Raw genomic sequence first — 24,375 nt, 5'->3', positions numbered from 1 at the left:
AGTCTATCGATAAGTGGTGCAAGTATCCCCGTTTCGCGCCCAACTGGCAAGGTCGAGGAACCTACCTTACTGTTTTGTAACATCACGCGATTTCACGGATGTGTCAGAGCTTCAACGACACGGATCCGGACGATTCCTAGGGGAAACATAGGAATGAAAAGAGAACATCGGCTGGTCTTTCGAGCCCGAATCACTACATTGGCCGGATGAGTAACAGTTACGACGACATCCCTTTCTTCGATGAGGAGCCGGAGCCCGCCCCCCGCAAGGCGCGAGGCGAAGACCAATCGGACCAGCGCCCGGTGCCGGCATCGGCTGGTAACCATGGTTCGGCTGCCGTTCCTGCTGGTGGTGCCGGCGGCGCCTCCGGTGGTCTGGGGATCGCGGCGCGGGCCATGGCGGCGCGCGGCGGCAACCGGCCGTCGCCTGACTATATGACCGGCCTCAACCCGGAGCAGCGCGAAGCGGTCGAGACTTTGGATGGTCCCGTATTGGTGCTTGCCGGCGCTGGAACCGGCAAGACGCGGGTGCTCACCACCCGCATCGCCCATCTGTTGGAAACCGGCCGCGCCTATCCGAGCCAGATCCTGGCCGTGACCTTCACCAACAAGGCGGCGCGCGAGATGAAGGAGCGCATCGGCGTTCTCGTCGGCGGCGCCGTCGAAGGCATGCCGTGGCTCGGCACGTTTCACTCGATCGGCGTCAAACTGCTGCGGCGCCATTCGGAGCTGGTCGGCCTGCGATCCGATTTCACCATCTTAGACACCGACGACGTCGTGCGCCTGATCAAGCAGCTCATCCAGGCCGAGGGTCTCGATGACAAGCGCTGGCCGGCCAAGCAGTTCGCCGGCATGATCGATGGCTGGAAGAACAAGGGCCTGTTGCCGCCCGACATTCCGGAAGGCGACGCCCGAGCTTTTGCCAACGGCAAGGGCCGCGAACTCTATGCCGCCTATCAGGCCCGCCTGCGCACGCTCAACGCCTGCGATTTCGGCGACCTTTTGCTGCACCCGATCGCCCTGTTCCGCAAGGCACCGGATCTGCTCAAGGAGTATCACCAGCGGTTCCGCTATATCCTCGTCGACGAGTATCAGGACACCAATACGGCCCAGTATATGTGGCTGCGTCTGCTCGCTCAGCGTCCGAAGGACGTGCCGCAAAACGTCTGCTGCGTCGGCGACGACGACCAGTCGATCTATGGTTGGCGCGGTGCCGAAGTGGAAAACATCCTTCGCTTCGACAAGGATTTCCCGGGCGCCAAGGTCATCAAGCTTGAGCGCAACTACCGCTCGACAGAGCACATCCTCGGCGCTGCCGGCCATCTGATCGCCCATAACGAAGGACGCCTCGGCAAGACGCTGTTCACCGACCGGGTCGATCCCGAGGACGAAAAGGTGATCGTCCACGCTGCCTGGGATAGCGAAGAAGAAGCCCGTGCCGTCGGTGAGGAGATCGAACGGCTGCAGCGCGGCGATGGTCGCAGCGATGCCAAGAAACACGCGCTGAACGACATGGCGATCCTGGTGCGCGCCTCGTTTCAGATGCGCGAGTTCGAAGACCGGTTCGTGACGCTCGGCCTCAACTACCGCGTCATCGGCGGCCCGCGCTTTTACGAGCGGCTCGAGATCCGCGATGCGATGGCCTATTTCCGCATGGTCTGCCAGCCGGCCGACGACCTTGCCTTTGAGCGCATCGTCAACACACCAAAGCGCGGCCTCGGCGACACGACCATACGCTACCTGCATGACAGCGCCCGCGCCCGCGATGTGCCCATGCTTCAGGCCGCAAGCGAAATGATCGAGACCGACGAGCTGAAGCCGAAGGCCCGCAAGGCCCTGTTCGATGTCGTGCAGAATTTCCGCAACTGGCAGGCACGTCTCGAAACCGTGCCGCATACGGAACTGGCCGAGCAGATCCTCGAAGAGTCGGGCTATACCGACATGTGGAAGAACGACAAGACCGCCGAAGCGCCGGGGCGGCTGGAAAACCTCAAGGAACTGATCCGCTCGATGGAGCAGTTCGAGAGCATGCGCGGCTTCCTAGAGCACGTCTCGCTCGTCATGGATGCCGAGACCAACGAGAACCTCGATGCCGTCTCGATCATGACGCTCCACTCGGCCAAGGGTCTGGAATTCGAGACCGTGTTCCTGCCCGGCTGGGAGGAAGGCCTGTTCCCGCACCAGCGCGCGCTGGACGAAGGCGGCCGCTCCGGGCTGGAGGAGGAACGCCGCCTCGCCTATGTCGGCATCACCCGCGCGAAACGCCGCTGCCATATCTGGTTCGTCTCGAACCGGCGTATTCACGGCCTGTGGCAATCCACAATGCCCTCGCGCTTTCTTGATGAACTGCCGCCGAGCCATGTCGATGTCGCGGCATCGGAATCCTCAAGCTTCGGTGGCTATGGCGGCCGCGGCGGCTACGGCCAGTCGCGCTTCGACAAGGCGGATGCCTTCGCCGGCAACTCCTATTCGACGCCCGGCTGGAAACGCGCCCAGGCCAACAAGACAGATGCCACCCGCGACAACTGGGGCAGCCGCTCCGGCCACGCCGTGGAACGCATCGGCTACGGCGAAAGCGGCCCCCGCGGCCGCACGATCGACGGCGAGCTGGTCGCCAAATCGACAACCGACACGCCGTCGAAATTCACCACCGGTGACCGGGTCTTCCACATCAAGTTCGGCAACGGCAATATCACCGCGATCGAAGGCAACAAGCTGACGATCGAGTTCGACAAGGCAGGGCAAAAGCGGGTGCTGGACGGGTTCGTGGAGAAGGCGGGCTGACGAGACGTCTACTCACTCGCAAACGAGGGTCGTGACCATGATGAGGGCTTTAGAATTCGATGAATGACATCTTCCTCAGCAACAGCGACGTCGTCGAACTCACCGCATGGCGCCGCCGGCTTCATACCATGCCTGATGTCTCCGGTGAGGAAGCGGAGACGGCGCGCGAGGTGATGCGGTTCCTGTCGGAGACCGGTCCGGACGCGGTGGTCGAAGGTATTGGCGGCACCGGCGTCGCGGTCGTCTACGACAGTGGCGTGCCCGGAATGACGGTGATGCTGCGCGCGGAACTCGATGCTCTTCCGATCGAGGAACTCGGCGACCCCGAGCACAAGTCGAAGGTATCGGGAAAAAGCCATATGTGCGGCCATGACGGGCATATGGCAACGCTTGCGGCGGTCGGCCGCGCGCTCGGACGTCGGCGGCCAGCGAAGGGTCGTGTCGTTCTCCTGTTCCAGCCGGCGGAGGAAACCGGCGCCGGGGCGGCAGCGGTCCTTGCCGACGACAAGTTTCGGGACCTGACGCCCGATATCAGCCTGTCCCTGCACAACATGCCGGGCATCCCGCTCGGCCACGTTCATCTGAAGGACGGACCGACCAATTGCGCGTCGCGCGGCATGAAAATCATCCTGACCGGCAAGACTGCCCACGCGGCATGGCCAGAGACCGGGATCTCGCCGGTTTCGGCCGTGGCCAGGCTGCTGCCAGCCCTGAGCGGTATTTCGGCAGGCTCTGTCGAAAACGACGACCTCGTGCGAGCGACCGTGACCCACGTGACGATCGGTGAACCCGCGGCGGGCATCTCACCGGCGCATGGGGAGATCTGGGTGACGCTGCGTACCTCGACGGATGATCAGATGTCCGCTCTTGTCGAACAGGCGGAGACAATGGCGAGAGACGCGGCTGCGGCGGATGGGTTGGCCCTGACCGTGTCCTATCAGGATGTGTTCGGCCACTGCATCAACGATCCCGCTGCAGCCGACATCCTAAGGGCCGCCATGGATGCCGAGGGCGTGCCGCATGTCGCTGGGGAAGCCTATCGCGCTTCGGAGGATTTCGGTCGCTTCGCTACGGTCTCGAAATCGGCCATGCTGTTTCTCGGCGCCGGCGAAAGCCACCCTGCCCTGCACAACCCGACTTACGATTATCCCGACGATCTGATTGCGATCGGCGCGCGTATCTTCCTGGCCGCAACGCGGCAGACGCTGGGCTGACAACGAAAAACGGAGCCTAAAAGGCTCCGTTTGTTTTGAGTTTGATCAGGCGTCTTTGTTGCCGAACAGCTTTGCCATGATGCCGCCGCCGCTTGGGCCGGCGCCGGGTCGCTTGCCATCCCACTTCGGCACGATGATCATGTGGGTGATCTCGCCGCGCTGGAAGGCCTTGAGGAACTTGTCGTAGTCGGCGAAGGCCACGCAACCGTGGCTGTCGCCGCGAACGCGAAGCAGGAAGCTGTGAGCGAGAAGACCCGTGCGGCCCTGAGGCGCCTTGCCGTCGGTCGGTGTCAATCGGATTGCCGCAACACCGTGGAACAGCGATTCGCGCATCGACAGCTTGTAGGTGCCCGGAGGTGTCGGGCCGCGCATCTTCACATGCGTGAACTTCGGGTTGTCGCGCATGCTGCCGATGCCGGAATGGGCTTCGAGCTTGCTGCCATTCGGCATGATGACCACGCCGTTGGTGATGTCGTAGATCGCAACCTTGGTCCCGATACCAGGCCACTTCGGCGAACCCTGCGACGGCGCGAGAGGCTCTTCGCGCATCGGGTTATTCGGCTTGGCAAAGGCAAGCACGGTTGGCTTGTCGTTATCGTTGTCGCCACGGCCAGGCTTTTGCGGTGCGACGGCTGCGATTGCGGCAAGTGCATTCGGCTTTTCAGGCTTGACGGAAGCGACGGCCATGGAAGCGCTGGTGGTGGCCGCACCGGGACGCAGGACCGGCAGTGGTCCGGCTTTCGGCAGCGCCTGGGCGAGAGATGTCGGCGCAGGTGAAGGCAGCGGCGTCGCCTGTTCGGCAATCGCCACCGTATCCTCCGACATGCTTTCCGGCAGATCGCTTTCGAGCGACGCGAGTTCCACCGGCTTCATCGTGTCGAGTTCCGCCACCTCTGTCGCCGGCTGAACTTCCTGGAGAATGTCGGGCATTGCGCCCAGAGCTTCGCTACCGCGTGGCGCTACGACCACAAGACTTTCCATGGCAGAACCGAGGGCGGACTTGATCTGGTCGGAGCCGGGCCGCAGCTTGCCAAGGGCCGCAAACTGCTGTTCGGTTTCGGCGTGACGGGCAGCCTTTGCCATCGCGAGATGCATCGACTGACGAACGCTTGCGTCATCAGGACGCTGGGAAGAGAGAGCAGCAAGCTGCGCTCCTTCCAGACGACCGCGCTTCGGCTCGGCCGGCGCGCTGCCTGGAAGGCGAGAGAATTTCGAAATATCGAGATTGCGGTCCGCAGTGCGCGCCGATGCAGCCACGAGATGCTCGCGCGCCGTTGGTGGCGCAAGCAGGGCCGTTTCGAACCTGATGCTGGGGGCAGACTTGACCGAGGTCGCGACCGTGACCATCGAGGCGCCAACCAGCGCCGCCACGGTAAAGCCGACGCCAAGCGCCATATTCGTCATGAGTGAGCGGGACTTCTTGCGGCGCGCCTGCGCCGAGGATGCTTTCGATGCCGCTTTGCGACCGTTCTGCTTCGAAGCTTTGGATTCCAACTGACGCGCCATTACTCGTTACCCGAACCGTTACTCACACCGGCAAGAACCGCTTTCGCAGTCTTGCCCGCAAGATCAAAGCGGACTGAGAAAGCAGACAGGATCTGCTCATCGCCGCCAATCGACTGCATATGAGAATGAACGATTATGGTAACCAATGTCTTTACGCCGCCCCGATTTGGTTTCGGTGGTGCACTTAAAAGCGCATACCGCCGGAAGTTAAGCAGAAATGCGGCAAAGGGGTGTTCGACCCTGCCCGCAAGTCCGGTGTCTAGCTCGTCGACTGTTGCTGTTTAGCGACAAAAGTTAACAAACTCAAGACTTACACCGGTTTTTAACTGGTGCGACATTTGAGGTACGAAATCGCACCCGCAATTTTGAGGGGGTAAGATGCGGCAAGCCAGAGCCGAAGTGTGGCGACACTCTGCCTGAACCCACATGCGAAAATGGGCGCCTCTGTGGAGGCGCCCATGGATCGTGGAGTTTTGAAGGGATGCGGTGAACGGCTCAACCGTCGGCCCGGCGAATGGACCGACCTTCCATGAAGAAGAAGGGCCGCAATTTCACACCCAGCACATTTCCGGCAAACGCCGCGACTGCCCAGAGATAACCATGCAGGCTGCCGGACGCGATGCCGGAGAAATAGGCTCCGATATTGCAGCCATAGGCGATTCGCGCACCGTAGCCGAGCAGCAGACCGCCGACGACGGCCGCAAGGATCGAACGCAGCGGAATGTCGAGGCTGGGAGCAAACTTTCCGGCCAGCGCCGCCGCCAGCATGGCGCCCGCGATGAGGCCGAAATCCATGACGGATGTGACATCGGCAAACACGCTTCCGGCCAGAGCCTTGGCATTCCCCGGCTGCTGCCAGTAGGCCCAGGCTGTCGGATCAAAGCCGATCGCCTGCGCGCCCTTCGCACCCCAGAGCGCGAAGGCGGACGTGATCCCCCAGGGACGGCCGGCGATTGCGAGCGTCGCGAAATTGAGGATGACGAGTGCAATCGCGCCAGCCACCAGCGGCCACGGACCACGCAGATAGCGGGCAAGACCATGCCGTGGCGAAGGTGGTGCCTGTTCAAGTGCGCCGTTGCGCCGCTTCTCGACGACCACAGTGATCGCGGCGATCGCCGCAAAGATGGCAAGCGATACCGCAATGCCGCCAAATGCACCGAAGGTCTGGAACAGAGACGTCGGCGGCAGCGAAGGAAGACTGACCCACCAGTCGAAGTGGATGGTGGCGAGAACCGAACCGACGATGAAGAAGAACAGGGTCACCAGCATGCGCGCATTGCCGCCACCGGCGGTAAACAGCGTGCCGGATGCACAACCGCCGCCAAGCTGCATCCCGATGCCGAACATGAAGGCCCCGACGATCACGCCGATACCGGCCGGCGAAATATTGCCACGCACCTCGGTGCCGAACAGCACGCCACTGGATAGAGCCGGGAAAAACAGGATGACGGCAAGCGCCAGAAGAATCATCTGAACGCGAAGACCCCGGCCCCGGCCCTCCGCAATGAAGACACGCCAGGCAGACGTGAACCCGAAGGCCGCGTGATAGAGCGCGATGCCAAGCCCGCCTCCGATGAGGAAGAGCGCACCTTGGGCTGGACCATAAGCGAGGCCGAGCGCAACGGTGCCGACAACAAGCACGATGAGAGCGCCGAGACCGGGAAAACCGATCGGCGGCAGGCCTTCAGCCCGCGTTTCTAGCGAAGACGACAGTGACATGGGAGAAACTCCGTGAAGATGACCTCTAGATAGGGTCGTGGTCCGCATCCGACGAGGAATCACGTTTCAACATTGGGCTCGAAACCGGATTGAGATTTCAGATCGGTCAGCTAAAGCGATCGAGATATCTTTCGAAATCCTAGAAAACGCGGAGATCAGAGGACCGCAGAACCTGCCACCAAGGCCGACCGTTTCGTCACAAGTGATTTGGAGCGACGATCGTGTTGCGCAGAAGAGGCTTGATCGATGCCGCCATGCTTGGCATCTTCGTGTGACAAGGAAGAACCACTCGTGAGGACGATCTATGAAAGCGCTGCTCCTGATCGACATCCAGAATGGCTTCTGCCCGGGCGGAAACCTCGCTGTTGCCCACGGTGACGACATCGTGCCGATCGCAAACAGCCTCATTTCCGACGGCGGTTACGATGTGATCGTCGCCTCGCAGGACTGGCATCCCGCCCATCACGGCAGCTTCGCCTCCCAGCATCCGGGCAAGAAACCATTCGACATGGGCGAGCTCTCGGGCCAGCCGCAGGTCATGTGGCCGGATCACTGCGTGCAGGAAACACCGGATGCGGAATTCCATCCGGATCTCGATATCGGCGCAGTCGATTATATCCAGCAGAAGGGCGAAAACCCTGCGGTCGACAGCTATTCCGCCTTTCGCGACAACGACCAGGCCGCCCTTACCGGCCTTGCCGGTTACCTCCGGGCACAGCAGATTACGGAGCTTGACGTTTGCGGTCTCGCCACGGACTACTGCGTGAAGTTTTCAGCCTTGGACGCTGTCGAAATGCTGCCGGACGTCAAAGTGCGCTTCATCGAGGATGCGAGCCGCGGCATAACACCCGAGGGCGTCAGGGCTGCCATCGAGGAGATGCGCGCCAACGGCGTCGGCATTATCAAGAGCAGCGAGATTCTCGCGGACTGATGCACTCCGCGCCGCCGATCGTTCAGCAAAATCGATACACGCATCAACGCAATTCGATTGTCACCGGGCGCTCACGTGCATAAACGAAGCATTGCACGCGCACGCATCGGAAGACTCATGAGTTTCAGCGAACCGATCACCACAAGCGGCCAGATCAGGAACGGATTGAAGAAGGGCTTCGTTATCGTCCTCTCCTCAGCCCCGTTCGGCATCCTGTTCGGAGCGATCGCCATCGACAACGGTTTCAGCATGGCGGAAGCGGCGCTGATGAGCGCGTTTGTCTTCGGCGGTGCGAGTCAGTTGGTCGGGATCGAACTGTTCGGCCACCATGTCGCGGCCTGGATGATCGTGCTCTCGGTGCTCGCCGTCAATTTCCGCCACGTTCTCTATTCCGCGGCAGTATCGCCGATCCTCGGGCGCTTCCCGCTCCTCAAGCGCTGTCTTTCGTTTTTCCTGCTGACCGATCCGCAATTTGCCGAGACGGAGAAACGTGAAGAACAGACCCCCGTAACCTTCGCCTGGTACATCGCCATGGGCGGCGTGGTCTGGATTGGATGGGTCGGCAATACCATTGTCGGCGCGCTGTTCGGCAGCCTGATCGGCGACCCGAAGGCGATCGGCATCGATGTCCTCCTGCCCGTCTACTTTCTCGGTCTGGTGATGGGCTTTCGCAAGCGGCACAATTTTCTACCCGTCCTCGTCGCCGGAGCAGTCGGATCGGTTATCGCCTACTGGGTCGTCGGGTCACCCTGGCATATCAGTGTGGGGGCAGCGCTCGGGATCGTCGTCGCGGCCATCCTGCCTCCTCCCGGAGCCTCGGATCACGACGTGAAAGACCCGGCCCTGGAAACGGAGGCTGCGTGATGGAAACCGGCATGAGCGCCTTCTCCGTCGATAGCCAGACCGCCACCCTGATCCTGATGGCGGCAATTGCGACATACGCCACGCGGCTCGGCGGCTACATCCTTGTCAACAGCTTGAAACGCATACCGCCACGGGTGGAATCGGCCCTCAACGCCGTGCCGGCCGCCGTTCTGGTGACACTCGTCGCTCCACCCTTCGTCAACAGCGGCTGGGATGTGCGCATTGCGATGATCGCGGCGCTGGTGTTCGGACTGCGTTTTCCGGGCCTCATGGTCCTCGTCGTCGGCTGGGCGGCAGTCATGGCCGCCCGGCACGGTTTCGGTATCGGGATGTAATCCGGCTCAGCCGGAGATCGGCGCCGTCGCTGCAGTGAGCCAGGTCTTGACCGAATCCTTGTCGATCAGCGGCATCAGTTTTTCGCGCACCTGTGTGTGATAGTCGTTCAGCCACTGCAGTTCTTCCGAGGTCATCAGCGATTGGACCACAAGCCGGCGATCGATCGGGCACCAGGTCAGCGTCTCGAACGACAGAACCGGCATGTCCCCACCCTCGACAGGCGCGGCATCGTTCACGAAGATCAGGTTCTCGATGCGGATCCCGAAGGCGCCGGGGCGATAATAGCCGGGCTCGTTCGAAAGGATCATGCCGGGCAGAAGCTCCTGCGTCGACATCCGCGAAATACGCTGCGGTCCCTCATGCACGGAGAGATAGGACCCGACGCCGTGTCCCGTGCCATGCGCGAAATCCGCCCCCGCCTTCCACAGCGCGATACGCGCCAGCGGATCGAGATCGCAGCCGCGCGTTCCCTTCGGAAACTTCGCCATGCTAATGGCGATCATGCCCTTCAGAACCAGCGTGAAGAAGCGCTTGCGATCCTCGGAAACCGAGCCGACCGCAACCGTGCGGGTGATATCCGTCGTTCCGTTGACATACTGCGCGCCCGAATCGATCAGGAACAGTTCGCCGGGCAGGATCTGCCGGTTGCTTTCGGACGTCACCCGGTAATGCATGATCGCAGCATGCTCTCCGGCACCGGAAATCGTATCGAAGGAAACGTCCTTCAGCGGGTTCTGCATGCTCTGGCCGACGCGGGCCCGGGTCGCTTCCAGCGTCTTTACCGCATCGATCTCGGTGATTGAGCCCGGCGTCTGGCCATCCAACCAGCACAGAAACTCGACGACAGCCGCGCCATCCTGCAGATGCGCCTTCGCCGATCCATCGAGTTCCGCCGAATTCTTGCAGGCGCGCGGCAGCTTTGCCGGATCGATCCCCTCGATTACCTCGCCGCCAGCTGCGACGATTGCAGCCGTCAGCGCGAGCGGTGTCAGATCCGGATCGATCAGGATGCGGGCGCCGTCTTTTGAAACCTCAGCAAGACGCCCGAGGAACTCGGAGGGATCCCGCCGGAGGGCGAGAGCGTCCAGGTAAACCGCCTCTTCGCTCCCGAGCTTTGCCGCATCGATGAAGAGTTCTGCCTTGCCGTTTGCAAAGACGATCGCGCGCGCCAGCGGGTGTGGCGTGTGCGGCACGTCAGCCCCGCGAACATTGAAGATCCAGGCGACGGAGGACGGATCCGTGATCAGTACCGCAGACAGTCCCTTCGCTTCGGTCTGCCGCGCGATCTCGCTCAGCTTGTCGCCGGCCGGCTTTCCGGCAAACTCTTCTCTCTGGATGGTCAACGCGCCAACCGGTTCCGCAGGGCGATCGCTCCAGATCGCATCGAGCGGATTGTGGGCCAGCGAAACCAGCGTGCCGCCGATCTCCGCAAGCGCCTTTTCCAGCCTGCGCACTTCCGCACCGGCATGCAGCCAAGGGTCGATGCCGAGGCGGAACCCTTTCGGCGCATGTTTCGCAATCCAGGCATGCGGCGGCTCGCCGACCAGATCGCCGCCGGAAAACACAGTTCCGTCAACCTGTTCGGCCAGTTGCGTCACGTAACGCCCGTCAACGAAGACGATCGCTTCACGCTGCGTGATGAGCGCCATGCCGGCAGATCCGGTAAAGCCGGTCAACCATGACAGGCGCTCGGCCGACTCAGGCACATACTCGCCCTGATACTCGTCGGCGCGGGGCACGAGAAACCCGTCGATGCCGAGTTCGGCAAAGCCGTCGCGCAGGGCAGTCACCCTTTCGCGGCCGAACTGCGGGGCGGACTTGGTCTCGAACGATTGAAACATGAGTGAATTCCGGCTGGTTTGATTCCGACTGATGGCCGCCATGTTAGAACATTTCCCCGCGCCGCCGCCAGTATCCTATGCAGATACGTGACAGGGCAGTCAGTGTCAGGAACCTATCCATGCAGCCGACGCATGCCACACATGATGCAGACCCACTGCCTGCCTCATTTTTTATCATCTAAGGTGTCGTCAATGTTCGATGACTTCTGGGGTCATCACTTTGAAAAGGACGAACACGATGGCCAACTCATTTCTCCGCAATGCAATGAACCGCGTGGTCGAAGCCCGTCAGCGTCAGGTCTCCCGTTACGTCAACGGCGCAATGCTTGGCCTTGATGATGCGACGCTGAAGAGCCTCGGCACGACGCGCGAAGAACTTCAGCGCCAGGGTGCGACCCGTTACATCTTCTGATCTGAGGACGACGCGATACCCGGCACGCAACTCGGTGTGCCGGCAAGCCTACAGAACCTGACAGGCCAGCCCATGGCCCGTCACATGCCTCGCACGAAATGCATGGTCACCCAGCCGTTTCGCCAGATCGTGCGCACATGCCGGCAGCTTGCGCCTGCATAAGCGGAAATCACCTTCCAGCGCTGCTCGGCTAGAATACCGGACAGGATCACCGATCCGCCCGGTGTCAGATGCGTCACCAGCTGCGGCGCCATCTTGATCAACGGCCGCGCCAGAATATTAGCGATGATGAGGTCGAACGGACCGTCCTGGCGAAAGGCCGAGGAGTGGAAACCCGGTGCCGTCTCCAGCCGCAGTCCCTTGGCAATGCCGTTGCGGCGAACATTTTCCTTGGCAACCCGAACGGCGACCGGATCGATATCCGTTGCCAGAACCGGGATGTTGCGCAACTTGCGCACCGCAATCGCCAGAACGCCGCTGCCCGTTCCCAGATCGAGCGCATTTCTCGGCTCGGTTGCTCGAACGACCGTGTCGATCACCTCGAGGCACCCCGCCGTTGTCCCATGATGGCCGGTCCCGAATGCCTGTCCAGCATCGATCTCGATGGCAATGTCGTTGATCTTGACCTTGTCGCGGTCATGCGAGCCATGAACCAGAAACCGCCCTGCCCTGACAGGCTTGAGCCCTTCGAGCGATTTGGCAATCCAGTCGACATCCGGGATAACCTCCATCGCAATCGAAAGATCGGGAAAATCCTCGCTGATCGCCTTTGCGATGCGTTCTCTGAAGACCTCCTCGTCGTCCGCCATCATGTAGACGGAGGCTTCCCAGATATCCTTCTTCTCGTCCACCTCGGTCGTGGCAATCGCCACGTCCTCTTCGCCGAACTCCAGCGACAGGAGGTCGAGGATCTCGGCCGAACCGATTTCGGTGGATGTCACGTAAAGCCGGATTTCACTCAAAGGAAGTCGCCTTTCATAATCTTCGCGGCAAGCTTTGCCACAGATAAGGCATCCGCCTCAAGCGACTTATCCCTTGGTCAGGTTCTCGAGCTTCTTTGCAGCAGCAGCTGGATCCTCGCCGTAAGCGATCGTCCCGGCAAAACGGCCGCCGTCCTTCAGGAGGAAAATCGATGCCGTATGGTCCATCGTGTAATCGCCGCCAGGGTTTTTCTCATCCACCGGCACCTTGCGGGCAAGCACGCGAAACCCTTTGACCATCTCCATCACCTTGGCAGGCGGGCCTGAGATACCGCGGATACGGTCGGAGACATTCGAGACATATTGCCCCATCAGCTCCGGCGTATCGCGCTCCGGGTCGACGCTCACAAAGTAAGCGTTGAGCTTTGTGCCATCGGGATCGACCTGATGCAGCCAGGTGTTCAGCTCGAACAGCGTTGTCGGGCAGACTTCCGGGCAATGGGTAAAGCCGAAGAACACGGCCGTCGGTTTGTCGCGGAACGCTGCTTCGGTAATCGGGCTGCCGTCCTGCGCCACAAGTTCGAACGGGACACCGAACGGCCCTTCGGCCACCTGCTGCTTCGAGCGCGTGACCTCCAGGGTCAGCCAGGCCAGAACACCGGCCAAAATGACGACGGCGAGCCAAAGTACAATTCGGAAAGTCTTCATCGTAGTTTGCCTGCTGCATCATCAGTTGAGATCGTGACCGCTGATAGCCGCAGACGACGATTGTTGCAAATCACCACCACGTTTTCACAGACGTGGCCGTCACATGCACCAGGAGAGCGTTCCCTCGGCCATCGCGAGGAAGATGGAAGAACCGTGCTGCGCCCAACCAACAAAAGCGAGGACGCCGATCAGCATCGCGGCAAGCGCGGCGATCAGAAAAACCGGAAGTCGAAGCGATGGAGCGATCGGTTGCATGACCCACTATAGCATCGTCGACCGGCCTGGAAATAGAACAAAAAGCGCGTTGTGGCGGCAAAGATTAGGGGAAGTTTAACGGGGACGTGAGACCTTCAAAAAAACGACATCAGGATGATCGACATGAGTAACGCCATCAAGCAGTCGGGAGCCTATCTCGAAATCGTCTCCTTCCATCTGGGAGACCAGGAATTCTGCATCGACATCATGGCGATCCGCGAAATTCGCGGTTGGGCGCCGGTCACTCCGATGCCGCATACTCCGCCTTACGTGCTTGGCCTCATCAACCTGCGCGGCGCGGTGATCCCGGTCATCGACATGGCCTGCCGCCTCGGCATGAAGATGACCGAACCGTCCGAGCGTTCGGCGATCATCGTCACCGACATCGCCGGCAAGCTGGTCGGCCTTCTGGTCGAACAGGTCTCCGACATGATGACGATCAGAAGCGAAGATCTGCAGCCGGCACCGGAAATCATTCCGGAAGCCCAGCGCGATTTCTGCCGCGGCATCGTTGCCCTGGAAAAGACCATGGTCTGCTTCCTGAACCTCGACACCGTCATTGCAGACGAACTGTCGCGCGAAGCCGCCTGATCGTAAGCCTTAGAGCTGTCCTAGTTAAAACCGGGTTCCGAAAGGAGCCCGGTTTTCTTACGTCAGGACGTAGAGCGGATCAGGGTTTGCCCTTTTCCCAGGTCACCGGCTGGTTGAACAGCGGCACGCTGGAGATCGCCATCTTCGCCGATCCTTCGACAACCTGTCGCGAATGGGCAAGGTAGATCAGCGTATCGTTCGGCTTGTCGTAGATCCGCTTGACCAGAAGGTCTTTCCAAATCAGCGACCGACCCTGGCGAAACACTTCCTCGCCACCGTCGTCCAGCTCGATATCACCGATCTCGATCGGCCCGGTCTGGCGGCAGGAGATGGAATTGTTGGAAGGGTCCTCGAACCACTTGCCGTTCTTCAGCCTGTCGATGACGCTGCGATCAAAATACGTGACGTGGCAGGTGACACCCTTCACCTTCGGGTCCTGCACCGCCTCGACGATGATGTCGTTGCCGATCCAGTCGACGCCGACCTTGCCGACCACCTGGGCAAGAGCGGGAACGGCAAGACCGCCGAGGATAGCGGCGGTCGCGAGAACGGCAAGGCGGCGGCTCGAACGAGTCATAGTGGCAAAATCTCCAGTCAACGATACGTGATCAGAGATAAGCTTCGGCAGCGGGGTTACAAGTGATCACTGCTTGCGCAATGAGCAGGCATCATAGCCACCGGAAAACAACCGCCCTGCCCGCATGCCGATCGCGGTCGGAATATCGTGGATATGCATGACCTCAAGCGACCGTGCAATCGCGATCGAGGCTTCGGCACAGACCGCCGCATCCTCTGCCGCATTGTGATGCAGGAAGCTCAGCCCCAGGTGCTGCGCGAGGATATTGAGCTTGTGCGAGATCAGGTGCGGCCAGACTTTTTGCGCCATCTTGACGCTGCAGAGATAAGACAGTTCCGGATAGGACTGCCGGTACTGGTCGAGACAGGCGCGCCAGACGCTGAAATCGAAGGCGGCATTATGGGCGATCATCGTCGCGCCGCGAAAATCGTCGATGAATTCATCCATCACTTCGGGAAACTCGCCGGCATCCTCGACATGGTCGGGCCGGATCCCATGGATGGCGATGTTGAAGGACGAAAACCGCATGTCCCGCGGCCGGATCAGCCGTTCCTCGACCCGCACCACGCGACCATCCTCGATCCACGCAAGACCCACCGAGCAGGCGCTGCCGCGCTGTTCGTTGGCGGTTTCGAAATCGATCGCAATGGTCTTCAAGGTCACGTCCTAATCTTCGGTCATCGGACTTTTATGCCGGATGGAGCGATTCGGCAAAGCGGATCCCCGCCTGCATCTTGACCTCCACATCATTGTCAGGCCCAATGTGATCCATGATGAACGCTATCGCCCTTACCCATCTTACCGTGACCACAAGCCTTGCAGGGCGTGTGGCGGGTTTGGCGCGTTAGTCGATCATCCGTCCACCACCCTGCCGAAAATGGCAGGGATCGGCTGGTCCGCTCTGCCTCGGTCATACCTGAAGGAGAGCAAAGATGTCTTCAAGCGACGAAATCCAGGAAAAACCACCCCGAGCGGAACGGCTGAACGGTTACGTCATCAGGTCGTCGACACCTGACGATGCGGCGGCCATCACGGCTCTCGCCAATCTTCCCGGATATCGCTACGGCACGCTGAGACTGCCATATCAGACAGTAGCGGAAACCCGTCAATACCTGGAAAACCCGGCGCCCGGCGCAAAGAAGCTCGTGGCGGACATGGACGGCGTCATCATCGGCGACATCTTCCTCGGTCCGCTGCAAGGCCGGCGCCGGCATGTCGGGACGATCGGCATGGGCGTGCACGACGATTTCGTCGGCCGCGGCGTCGGCTCGGCCTTGATGAAGGCCGCGATTGACCTTGCCGACAACTGGCTGAACCTGCACCGCCTGGAACTCGACGTCTTCACCGACAACCACGACGCCATCAGGCTCTACGAGCGCTACGGCTTCGTTATCGAAGGGCATCTCAGGGACGACGCCTTTCGCGACGGGCACTATGTCGACGCCTATGCGATGGCGCGGCTGAGGACCTGATGCTCAGCCACCGATAAACGTCAGCCACTCGTCTTCCGTCATCACCTCGACGCCGAGTTCCCTAGCCTTGTCGAGCTTGGAACCGGCGCCGGGGCCGGCAACGACGTAGTCGGTCTTCTTGGAAACCGAACCGGCCACCTTGGCGCCGAGCCCTTCCGCACGGGCCTTGGCCTCGTCGCGGGTAAAGCGCTCCAGAGAGCCGGTGAAGACGACGGTCTTGCCGGCAACCGGGCTGTTCGAGGCCGCGATCTGTTCTGCCGCCTGCGGCGTCACCTCGGTGAGGAGGCGCGTCACGACGTCGAGATTGCGGGGCTCCTTGAAGAACTCGACGATGGCGCGGGCGACGATCTCGCCGATGCCTTCGATATTGTTGAGGTCAGCCCAGGCATCCCCGGAGAGACTGGCCGCGTCCTTCATGGCCTCGGCAAAGGCCTCGTAGGTGCCGTAGTGACGCGCCAGCAGCTTTGCCGTCGTCTCGCCCACATGGCGGATGCCGAGCGCGTAGATGAAGCGGTTGAGTGCTATCGAGCGCCGCTCGTCGATCGCGTCGAACAGCTTCCGGACGCTGATCCTGCCGAACCCGTCGATGTTTTCAAGCTTCAGCAGTTGTGATGTTTCCTGACGTTTCTTCAGCGTGAAAATGTCGGGCGCTGTGCGGATCTGCAAAGCCGGATCTTCCGCCTCGAAGAAGAAGTCGACCTGCTTTGCGCCCAGCCCTTCGATGTCATAGGCACTGCGCGAGACGAAATGCTTCAGGTGTTCGGTTGCCTGCGCACGGCAGACGAAGCCGCCGGTGCAGCGGGTGACCGAATCGAGCTTGCCGGTCTTCTCGTTCTTCTCGCGCACCGCATGACTGCCGCAGACCGGGCATTTCTTCGGAAACTCATAGGCCTTGGCATCCGCCGGCCGCTTTTCCATGACCACGTCGAGAACCTGCGGAATGACGTCGCCGGCACGCTGCACGATGACGGTGTCGCCGATGCGGATGTCGTGATCGTCCTCGCGGATGCGTTCGCCGGAATTGCCGATACCCTTGATATAGTCCTCGTTATGCAGCGTCGCGTTGGTAACGACCACGCCGCCGACGGTGATCGGGGTCAGGCGCGCAACCGGCGTCAGCGCGCCGGTGCGGCCGACCTGGATGTCGATATTCTCGACCGTCGTGAACGCCTGCTCGGCCGGGAATTTGTGGGCCGTCGCCCAGCGCGGAGAGCGCGAGCGGAAACCGAGGCGCGCCTGCAGGTCGAGCCGGTCGACCTTGTAGACGACACCGTCGATATCATAGTCGAGTTCGGGACGCTCGAGGCCGATCTCGCGGTAATGGCCGAGAATATCCTCGAGCGAATTCAGCCGCTTCATCAGCGGATTGACCGGGAAACCCCAGTCCTTGAAGGTCTGCACCATCTCGTATTGCGTGCCCGGCAACTCGTTCGGCTCGGAAATCTCGCCCCAGGCATAGGCGAAGAACTTCAGCTTGCGGCTTGCCGTCACCTTGGCATCGAGCTGGCGCAGCGACCCTGCTGCCGTGTTGCGCGGGTTGACGTAGAGCTGCTTGCCCTTCGCTTCCATCTCCGCATTGAGCGCCAGGAAATCGCTCTTGCCCATATAGACTTCGCCGCGAACCTCGACGACCGCGGGAACGCCCTTGGGCAGCCGGTTCGGGATTTCCTTGATCGTCTTGATATTGGCAGTGACGTTTTCGCCCGTCGTGCCATCGCCGCGGGTCGCGGCATTGACGAGAATCCCGTTTTCGTAGCGGATCGACATCGACAACCCGTCGATCTTCGGTTCCGCCGTAAAGGCGATCGAGCCGTCCGGCAACTGACCGAGGAAGCGGTAGACGGAGTTCACGAAGTCGCGCACGTCGTCATCGGCGAAGGCGTTGTCGAGCGAGAGCATGGGTCGCGAATGGGTGATCTGCGCAAAGGTCGGCAGAGGTGCCGCACCGACCTTGATGGACGGCGAATCGGCCCGGATCAGTTGCGGGAAACGCTCTTCGATCGCCGCGTTACGCTTTTTCAGCGCGTCGTAATCGGCATCGGAAATCTCCGGCGCGTCCTTGGCATGGTAGAGCTCGTCGTGATGGGAAAGTTCACGCGACAGTCGCTCCAGCTCGTCGGCCGCTGCCTGTTCGGTCAAGTCATCAACAGGGGTCTCGGTCGGGGTCTGGTCGGCGGCCATGCGGGAATCTCCATCTTCAACGGCATTTCTAGTGCAATTTGAGAAGATTGGAAGAAGCAGCGCTCATCTCGCCTGTGACTGGACGCCACGAAATACAGCATCGTTTCGGGATACGGGATTGCGTAACGCCCTGTCCGGGTGAGCCTGACCGCACGCTCCCGCGACTGCCGGATAAACGTTTAGCTCTTGCCCGCAAGCAGGCTTCTGGCGGCCGCCCTCGCCTCGTCCGTTACCGAAGCGCCGGCCAGCATGCGGGCAATTTCCTCGGTGCGGTTTTCAGGCGCCATAGTCGCCACCCGTGTGGCAATCTTGTCGGAACCGTCGCCGGCCGGACCCTTAGAGATCAGAAGATGCGTCGCAGCACGGGCCGCCACCTGCGGCGCGTGGGTCACCGACAGCACCTGCACGGTGCCCGACAGACGCTTCAGCCGCTGGCCGATCGCATCCGCCACCGCACCACCGACACCGGTGTCGATTTCGTCGAAGACGAGCGTTGGTGCCGAGCCGCGATCGGCAAGCGCGACCTTAAGCGCCAGCAGGAAGCGCGAGAGCTCGCCGCCGGACGCGACCTTCATGATCGGCCCTGGGCGTGTGCCCGGATTGGTCTGGACGTGGAACTCGACCGTATCGATACCTTCGGCGGCTGCAGCCTCCGGATTGGCGGTCACCTCGACCATGAAGCGCGCCCGTTCCAGCTTCAGCGCGGGCAATTCCTGCATCACCGCTTCGGCCAGCGTCTCCGCACCCGCTTTGCGTTTGCCCGAGAGAACGAGAGCGGCGCGATCGAATTCCTCTTTCGCGGCGGCCGCGAGCTTTTCCAGCTCGCCCAACCGTTCCTCGCCGGCATCGAGATCGGCAAGGTCAGCCACCATCTTCTCGGCAAGCGCTGGAAGATCGACGACGGCGACCGAATATTTGCGGCCGGCGGCACGCAGGGCAAACAGCCGTTCCTCGACCCGTTCCAATTCACGCGGATCGAACTCGGTCCGGCGAAGCGCCGTTTCGACTTCCATCTGTGCGTTCGACAGATGGTTGAGCGCCTGATCCAGCAGTTCGACAGTCTCTTCCAGCAGCCCAGGCGCCTCGTGGCTCTTGCGCTCGAGGCGCCGCACCATGGAGGCGATCAGCGGTACAGGCGAACCGTTGCCGTTGAGAAATTCCGACGCTTCCGAAATATCACCGGCAATGCGCTCGGACTTCTGCATCTTCGAGCGCTGCTCGGCCAGTTCCTCCTCCTCGCCGTCGCGGGGAGAGAGGGCTTCCAGTTCCTCGACCGAGGCCCTGATGTAATCGGCTTCGCGCGCAGCGGCCTCCACCTTGGCGCGATGCGTCTTCAAGCTCCGGTCGGCATCCCGCCAGGATTTGTAGAGGTGGGAAACCGCGAGAACCTCATCGTTGAGGCCTGCAAACGCATCGACAAGAGTGCGGTGGGCGCCGGTATCGATCAGCGCGCGATCGTCGTGCTGGCCGTGGATCTCGACCAGAACCTGCCCCGCCTGGCGCATCATCTGCACGCTGACCGGCTGGTCGTTGATCGAGGCGCGGGTGCGCCCGTCGGCCGACTGGATACGGCGGAAGATCAGATCGCCGTCGTCGTCTATGCCGTTGTCGCGCAGAAGCTTGCGGGCGGAATGGTTCATCGGCACGTCAAAGACCGCCGTCACCTGCCCCTTGTCCTCGCCATGGCGCACGAGACCACCATCGCCGCGGCCGCCAAGCGCCAGAGAAAGACTGTCGAGAAGGATGGATTTGCCTGCACCGGTCTCGCCGGTCAGCACGGAAAGGCCCGCTTCGAAGGCAAGGTCCAGCTTCTCGATCAGAACGATGTCGCGGATCGAAAGCTGGATCAGCATGCGGCCTCGCCTATCCTGTCAGGCACTTGGTTGAAAGGTCTCAGGCGCCGACGAGCTTTGCGCCGGCACGCGCAATCCACGAGCCCTTGTTCTCGCGCGGCTGAACACCGCCGGACTGAAGCAGCTTGTAGGAGTCTGCGTACCACTGGCTGTCCGGATAGTTGCGGCCAAGCACGGCTGCGGCGGTCTGCGCCTCTTCGACGATGCCCATCGCGTAATAGGTTTCCGTCAGACGCGCGAGGGCTTCTTCAACCTGGTTGGTATTGGAAAAGGTCTCGACGACCCTGCGGAAGCGCGAGATGGCGGCAAGATATTCCTTGCGCTCGAGATAGTATCGCCCGACCTGCATTTCCTTGCCGGCAAGCTGGTCACGCGCAAAGCGGATCTTGGCCTGCGCATCCTCGACATATTCCGAATCGGGATAATCACGGACGACCTTGGTCATCGCATCGATCGTGTTGTTGGCGGCCTTCTGGTCCTGCGTGACGTCGGCGACCTGCTTGGAATAGGCAAGGCCGACCAGATACTGCACGTAGGCCGAATCTGCGGAGCGCGGGTACTGGTTGAGATAGCGGTTACCGACGGTGATGGCTTCGTCGTTGCGGCCCATGCGATACTTGCTGAACGTGCTCATGACGAGCGCCTTGCGGCCCCATTCGGTGAACGGGTTCTGCTTCTCGATGGCGTCGAACTTGCGGCTCGCTTCGACGATATTGCCCGCCTTCATGTTGGCAAGGCCCTGATTGTAGAGGGCCTCGGGCGACTCGCTTTCGAAACCGAGCTTGGTGATGTCGATGTCTTTGTCCGACTGGCATGCGGTAAGGCCGAGACCGGCACCCGCAAACACCAACGATACAAGTGCGATCCTTGCCGCTCTACGCATTTCTACAGCCTTCGCATACGCCATTCGACAATTCCCGATGTCCCGCCCGTTTTGCCCTGCTGCCCGAAAGCAGGTCGTTCTAGCCATAAAAGTATTGGCAGAGCAACGCAATGCTCACCCATTAACGCATTTTTGTGGCACCGACCGCAGCACACATGGCTATTCAAAAGAAAAGCCGCTTCCAACGGAAGCGGCCAAGTCGACTGGAGTTGTTATTCAAGCAAAAGACGGCGCCAGTTCACTGACGCTGACCGGAACGAAATCTCCGGCCCTCACGCGCGCAACCCGCGACGATGGCGCTTCGACGATCTCATAAGCCGTCGGATCGTTGAGCAGAGCTTTCAGCGCATTGGCGTTCATCTTGTGGCCGCCGCGATAGGAGCGGTAGCAGCCGATGAACTGAGCGCCGGCAAGCGCAAGATCGCCAACCGCGTCCAGCGTCTTGTGGCGCACGAATTCGTCCTGGTAACGAAGACCCTCGACGTTCACGACCGTTTCGTCATCGGAAATGACGACGGAATTCTCAAGCGACGAACCGAGAGCGTAGCCAGCAGCCCAAAGGCGCTCGACGTCACGCATGAAGCCGAATGTACGAGCCCGTGAAAGATCCTGCTTGAACCGCGCTGCGGTCAGTTCACCGTTCCAGCTCTGACGGCCGATCAGCGGAGATGCGAAATCGATCTCGACTTCAAAGCGGGTACCATCATGCGGCCGGAACTCGGACCAGGACGCGCCCGATTCGATTCGGACCGGCTTGATGACACGGATGTAGCGACGCTTCACATTGAGATTGACGATGCCGACCTGTTCGATCGCATCGATGAAAGGATAGGAGCTGCCGTCCATGATCGGCATTTCGGCGCCATCGACATCGACAGTCACGTTGTCGATCCCGAGCGCGTAGAGTGCTGCCATCACGTGTTCGATCGTGGCAACCCAGGTGGCCGGCGACGAACCGAGGATCGTGCAGAGATCGGTCGGACCAACCTGAGAGGAGACGGCGCGGTATTCGGCAGAAGACCCGTCATCAAACTGACGCGCGAAGATGATACCGGAATTGGCTTCAGCAGGCTGGAATGTGATGCTGACCGGAGACCCCGAATGCACGCCAATACCGGTCAAAGAAACCGGGGCCGCGATGGTGGTCTGGAAACCGAGCAATCCGATGGTCATTCTAATGCCTTCTCTCAAGACCCCTGGTCTGGGATCGAGCTTGGTTAGATACCGGCGACAACGCCTCTCAAACGTTCATGTCAGCATCACTTATCGTCTTACATACGCAGGCGTCTTTAACATTCCAAATCACTGTTCGTATCGGATTGTTACGCCACCAACCCGCAGAATGACGCGGTGTTAGGACTCAAGGCACAAACGCGGACGTCTACCGGTTAACAACTTGAATTAAGGCAGCTTTCCCAGAGGTTCAGGACAAAATCCTTAACGCCTCAGACGTCCGGATACACAAAGCCCGGGTGCAACGACCCGGGCTCTGCAGACATTTGTTGAACGCCGCGCGCTGACGCTGCGACGCTCCCACAAATCAGTTCGACTGACGGCGAAGGAATGCCGGAATTTCGAGCTGATCGTCGTCATGCTGCGAGCTCTGCGGAACCGAACGACCGTGATCGTCGAGGTTGCCACGACGCGGTGCGTAGAGGCTTGCCTCAGGCGACAGCGGACGGCGCTGCTGTTGAACCGGAGCCGGTGCGGCGGCTGGTTCGACGTGCTCTTCTTCGTCGCGACGGCCAAGCGAGTTGGTGATTCGCTTCAGAAGCCCCATCGGGCCGCGCTCTTCCTGCACATGGCTGGCAGGCTGCGTGCGGTGATCCATCTCGGCCTTAACGACCGGCGGGAAATCCTCGACCTTCGGCATGCGGACCGGTTCCATGACAGGTTCGCGGTAGACAGGTTCCTGCTGAACCGGCTGTGTCATGCGCGGTGCTGGCTGCTGCGTCATCTGCGGAGCCGGGCGCGAAACCTGCGGAGCGGCTTCAACCGGTGCAGACTGTGCGAACAGACGGCTCTGCGGACGGAAAGCCTCTTCGGCCGGCGGCTGCTGCTGCATGACAGGCTGCGGCGCGGGCGCTGCAGGCTGCTGCAAGACCGGCTGTGGGATAGCCAGTTCGCGTTCCATGTCGGCTTCGGCCTGGCGGATGGTCTCGGCGATCGGATCGACTGCCTTCGGAGCCATTGGCGCAGGCGCTGCGGCCTGAACCGGTGCCTGCATCATGACAGGCTGCTGTGCGGCCGGAGCCGGAGCAACGGCCGCCGAAGGACGGATAATCGGCTTCTGGGCTGCGCGCATTTCAGCGGCACGCAGGTCGATTTCGCCATGGGCGCGGTCGATGCCGGTGGCAACGACGGAGACGCGGATGATGCCTTCCAGCGCTTCGTCGAAGGTTGCGCCGAGGATGATGTTGGCGTCCGGATCGACTTCTTCGCGGATGCGGGTTGCCGCTTCGTCGACTTCGAACAGTGTGAGGTCGCGACCACCGGTGATGGAGATCAGCAGGCCCTGTGCACCCTTCATCGAAGTCTCGTCGAGCAGCGGGTTGGCGATAGCAGCTTCCGCTGCCTGCATCGCACGGCCCGAACCCGAAGCTTCGCCGGTGCCCATCATCGCACGGCCCATTTCGCGCATCACGGAACGAACGTCCGCGAAGTCGAGGTTGATGAGGCCTTCCTTGACCATCAGGTCGGTGATGCAGGCAACGCCCGAATAGAGAACCTGGTCGGCCATGGCGAAGGCGTCGGCAAACGTCGTCTTGTCGTTGGCGATGCGGAATAGGTTCTGGTTCGGAATGACGATCAGCGTGTCGACCGACTTCTGCAGTTCCTGGATGCCCTGTTCGGCAAGCCGCATGCGGCGACCGCCTTCAAAGTGGAACGGCTTGGTAACAACGCCAACCGTGAGGATACCCTTGTTGCGGGCAGCCTGTGCAACGACTGGAGCAGCACCGGTGCCGGTGCCGCCGCCCATGCCGGCGGTGACGAAGCACATATGCGTTCCGTTAAGATGATCGATGATCTCGTCGAGGCATTCCTCAGCGGCAGCGCGACCGACTTCCGGCTGCGAACCTGCGCCGAGACCTTCGGTGACCTGCACACCCATCTGGATGATCCGCTCGGCCTTGGTCATGGTCAGCGCCTGGGCATCGGTATTGGCAACGACGAAATCGACGCCTTCCAGCCCTGCGGTGATCATGTTGTTGACGGCATTGCCGCCGCCGCCGCCGACGCCGAAAACGGTGATCCGAGGCTTCAGCTCGGTAATATCAGGCTTTTGAAGCTTGATCGTCATTGTACCTGTCCTTCTTCTCGTGGCCGCA

At 61.2% G+C, this 24,375-nt stretch carries 21 protein-coding genes; 8 read left to right on the top strand and 13 right to left on the bottom strand.

Translation table 11 applies throughout. The features are described from left to right. The first annotated feature begins 206 nt into the window (after positions 1–206). Together BLW69_RS06350 and BLW69_RS06345 are read left to right on the top strand one after the other, a co-directional pair. Positions 207–2,783 carry an ATP-dependent helicase gene (locus tag BLW69_RS06350; RefSeq protein WP_092660641.1) on the top strand — a complete coding sequence of 859 codons (2,577 nt, stop codon included), beginning with the start codon at positions 207–209 and terminating at the stop codon, positions 2,781–2,783. Positions 2,784–2,851: 68 nt separating this feature from the next. Then, positions 2,852–3,997 carry an amidohydrolase gene (locus BLW69_RS06345; protein WP_092661108.1) on the top strand — a complete coding sequence of 382 codons (1,146 nt, stop codon included), beginning with the start codon at positions 2,852–2,854 and terminating at the stop codon, positions 3,995–3,997. Between the two features lie 45 nt (positions 3,998–4,042). Here BLW69_RS06345 and BLW69_RS06340 read toward each other — a convergent pair whose 3' ends face one another. Together BLW69_RS06340 and BLW69_RS06335 are read right to left on the bottom strand one after the other, a co-directional pair. Continuing rightward, positions 4,043–5,503, bottom strand: coding sequence for a DUF2778 domain-containing protein (locus tag BLW69_RS06340; protein ID WP_092660639.1), 1,461 nt, complete (start codon positions 5,501–5,503; stop codon positions 4,043–4,045). Between the two features lie 495 nt (positions 5,504–5,998). Further along, positions 5,999–7,222, bottom strand: a complete 1,224-nt coding sequence (locus BLW69_RS06335) for a YeeE/YedE family protein (protein ID WP_092660637.1) — start codon at positions 7,220–7,222, stop codon at positions 5,999–6,001. A 304-nt stretch (positions 7,223–7,526) separates the two neighbouring features. Here BLW69_RS06335 and pncA point away from each other — a divergent pair, with 304 nt between their 5' ends. From pncA to BLW69_RS06320, 3 genes are all read left to right on the top strand, one after another. Further along, entirely contained in the window at positions 7,527–8,153 is a 627-nt protein-coding gene (pncA, locus tag BLW69_RS06330) for a bifunctional nicotinamidase/pyrazinamidase (RefSeq protein WP_092660635.1), read from the top strand. 117 nt (positions 8,154–8,270) lie between these two features. Further along, entirely contained in the window at positions 8,271–9,017 is a 747-nt protein-coding gene (locus tag BLW69_RS06325; RefSeq protein ID WP_062456234.1) for an AzlC family ABC transporter permease, read from the top strand. An 11-nt stretch (positions 9,018–9,028) separates the two neighbouring features. Continuing rightward, a complete protein-coding gene (locus BLW69_RS06320) occupies positions 9,029–9,352 on the top strand; it encodes an AzlD family protein (protein ID WP_062581458.1) in 324 nt (107 codons plus the stop codon). Between the two features lie 6 nt (positions 9,353–9,358). Here the strand turns inward: BLW69_RS06320 and BLW69_RS06315 are convergent, their stop codons facing one another. Next, a complete protein-coding gene (locus BLW69_RS06315; protein WP_092660633.1) occupies positions 9,359–11,194 on the bottom strand; it encodes an aminopeptidase P family protein in 1,836 nt (611 codons plus the stop codon). A gap of 238 nt (positions 11,195–11,432) precedes the next feature. Between BLW69_RS06315 and BLW69_RS22705 the strand changes: the two genes are divergently transcribed. Then, the gene (locus BLW69_RS22705; RefSeq protein WP_062456227.1) at positions 11,433–11,606 is read left to right on the top strand and encodes a hypothetical protein; all 174 of its coding nucleotides are present in this window, start codon (positions 11,433–11,435) and stop codon (positions 11,604–11,606) included. An 80-nt stretch (positions 11,607–11,686) separates the two neighbouring features. Here the strand turns inward: BLW69_RS22705 and BLW69_RS06310 are convergent, their stop codons facing one another. The 3 genes from BLW69_RS06310 to BLW69_RS22700 form a co-directional block, all read right to left on the bottom strand. Then, on the bottom strand, positions 11,687–12,568 hold the full coding sequence (locus BLW69_RS06310) for a 50S ribosomal protein L11 methyltransferase (RefSeq protein WP_092660631.1): 882 nt from the start codon (positions 12,566–12,568) through the stop codon (positions 11,687–11,689). A 66-nt stretch (positions 12,569–12,634) separates the two neighbouring features. After that, positions 12,635–13,234 (bottom strand): SCO family protein, encoded by a 600-nt coding sequence (locus BLW69_RS06305; protein WP_062456221.1) that lies wholly within the window; start codon positions 13,232–13,234, stop codon positions 12,635–12,637. Between the two features lie 99 nt (positions 13,235–13,333). Next, positions 13,334–13,489: a hypothetical protein gene (locus tag BLW69_RS22700; RefSeq protein ID WP_165699872.1), complete on the bottom strand. Its 156-nt coding sequence runs from the start codon at positions 13,487–13,489 to the stop codon at positions 13,334–13,336. Between the two features lie 123 nt (positions 13,490–13,612). On the opposite strand from BLW69_RS22700, the gene BLW69_RS06300 reads away from it, so the two are divergent. After that, positions 13,613–14,080, top strand: a complete 468-nt coding sequence (locus BLW69_RS06300) for a chemotaxis protein CheW (RefSeq protein WP_062457968.1) — start codon at positions 13,613–13,615, stop codon at positions 14,078–14,080. A 79-nt stretch (positions 14,081–14,159) separates the two neighbouring features. Here BLW69_RS06300 and BLW69_RS06295 read toward each other — a convergent pair whose 3' ends face one another. Next, positions 14,160–14,657 carry a CreA family protein gene (locus BLW69_RS06295; RefSeq protein WP_062581078.1) on the bottom strand — a complete coding sequence of 166 codons (498 nt, stop codon included), beginning with the start codon at positions 14,655–14,657 and terminating at the stop codon, positions 14,160–14,162. A gap of 66 nt (positions 14,658–14,723) precedes the next feature. After that, entirely contained in the window at positions 14,724–15,314 is a 591-nt protein-coding gene (locus BLW69_RS06290) for a 3'-5' exonuclease (protein ID WP_092661106.1), read from the bottom strand. Between the two features lie 275 nt (positions 15,315–15,589). Between BLW69_RS06290 and BLW69_RS06285 the strand changes: the two genes are divergently transcribed. Next, positions 15,590–16,129: a GNAT family N-acetyltransferase gene (locus tag BLW69_RS06285; RefSeq protein WP_092660629.1), complete on the top strand. Its 540-nt coding sequence runs from the start codon at positions 15,590–15,592 to the stop codon at positions 16,127–16,129. Positions 16,130–16,132: 3 nt separating this feature from the next. Here BLW69_RS06285 and ligA read toward each other — a convergent pair whose 3' ends face one another. The 5 genes from ligA to ftsZ form a co-directional block, all read right to left on the bottom strand. Continuing rightward, positions 16,133–18,310, bottom strand: coding sequence for an NAD-dependent DNA ligase LigA (gene ligA, locus BLW69_RS06280; RefSeq protein ID WP_092660628.1), 2,178 nt, complete (start codon positions 18,308–18,310; stop codon positions 16,133–16,135). A gap of 179 nt (positions 18,311–18,489) precedes the next feature. Continuing rightward, positions 18,490–20,163, bottom strand: a complete 1,674-nt coding sequence (recN, locus tag BLW69_RS06275; protein ID WP_092660626.1) for a DNA repair protein RecN — start codon at positions 20,161–20,163, stop codon at positions 18,490–18,492. 40 nt (positions 20,164–20,203) lie between these two features. Further along, positions 20,204–21,070 carry an outer membrane protein assembly factor BamD gene (locus BLW69_RS06270; protein ID WP_062456202.1) on the bottom strand — a complete coding sequence of 289 codons (867 nt, stop codon included), beginning with the start codon at positions 21,068–21,070 and terminating at the stop codon, positions 20,204–20,206. A gap of 192 nt (positions 21,071–21,262) precedes the next feature. Further along, positions 21,263–22,219: a UDP-3-O-acyl-N-acetylglucosamine deacetylase gene (gene lpxC, locus BLW69_RS06265; RefSeq protein ID WP_092660624.1), complete on the bottom strand. Its 957-nt coding sequence runs from the start codon at positions 22,217–22,219 to the stop codon at positions 21,263–21,265. Positions 22,220–22,586: 367 nt separating this feature from the next. After that, positions 22,587–24,347 (bottom strand): cell division protein FtsZ, encoded by a 1,761-nt coding sequence (gene ftsZ / locus BLW69_RS06260; protein ID WP_062581089.1) that lies wholly within the window; start codon positions 24,345–24,347, stop codon positions 22,587–22,589. Positions 24,348–24,375 lie beyond the last annotated feature (28 nt).

This window comes from Rhizobium sp. NFR12 (assembly GCF_900108545.1).
In the GTDB taxonomy this organism is placed as follows: domain Bacteria; phylum Pseudomonadota; class Alphaproteobacteria; order Rhizobiales; family Rhizobiaceae; genus Neorhizobium; species Neorhizobium soli.
Note: the sequence above shows the minus strand (reverse complement) of the source record. Positions and strands in the feature narration are given on the sequence as shown.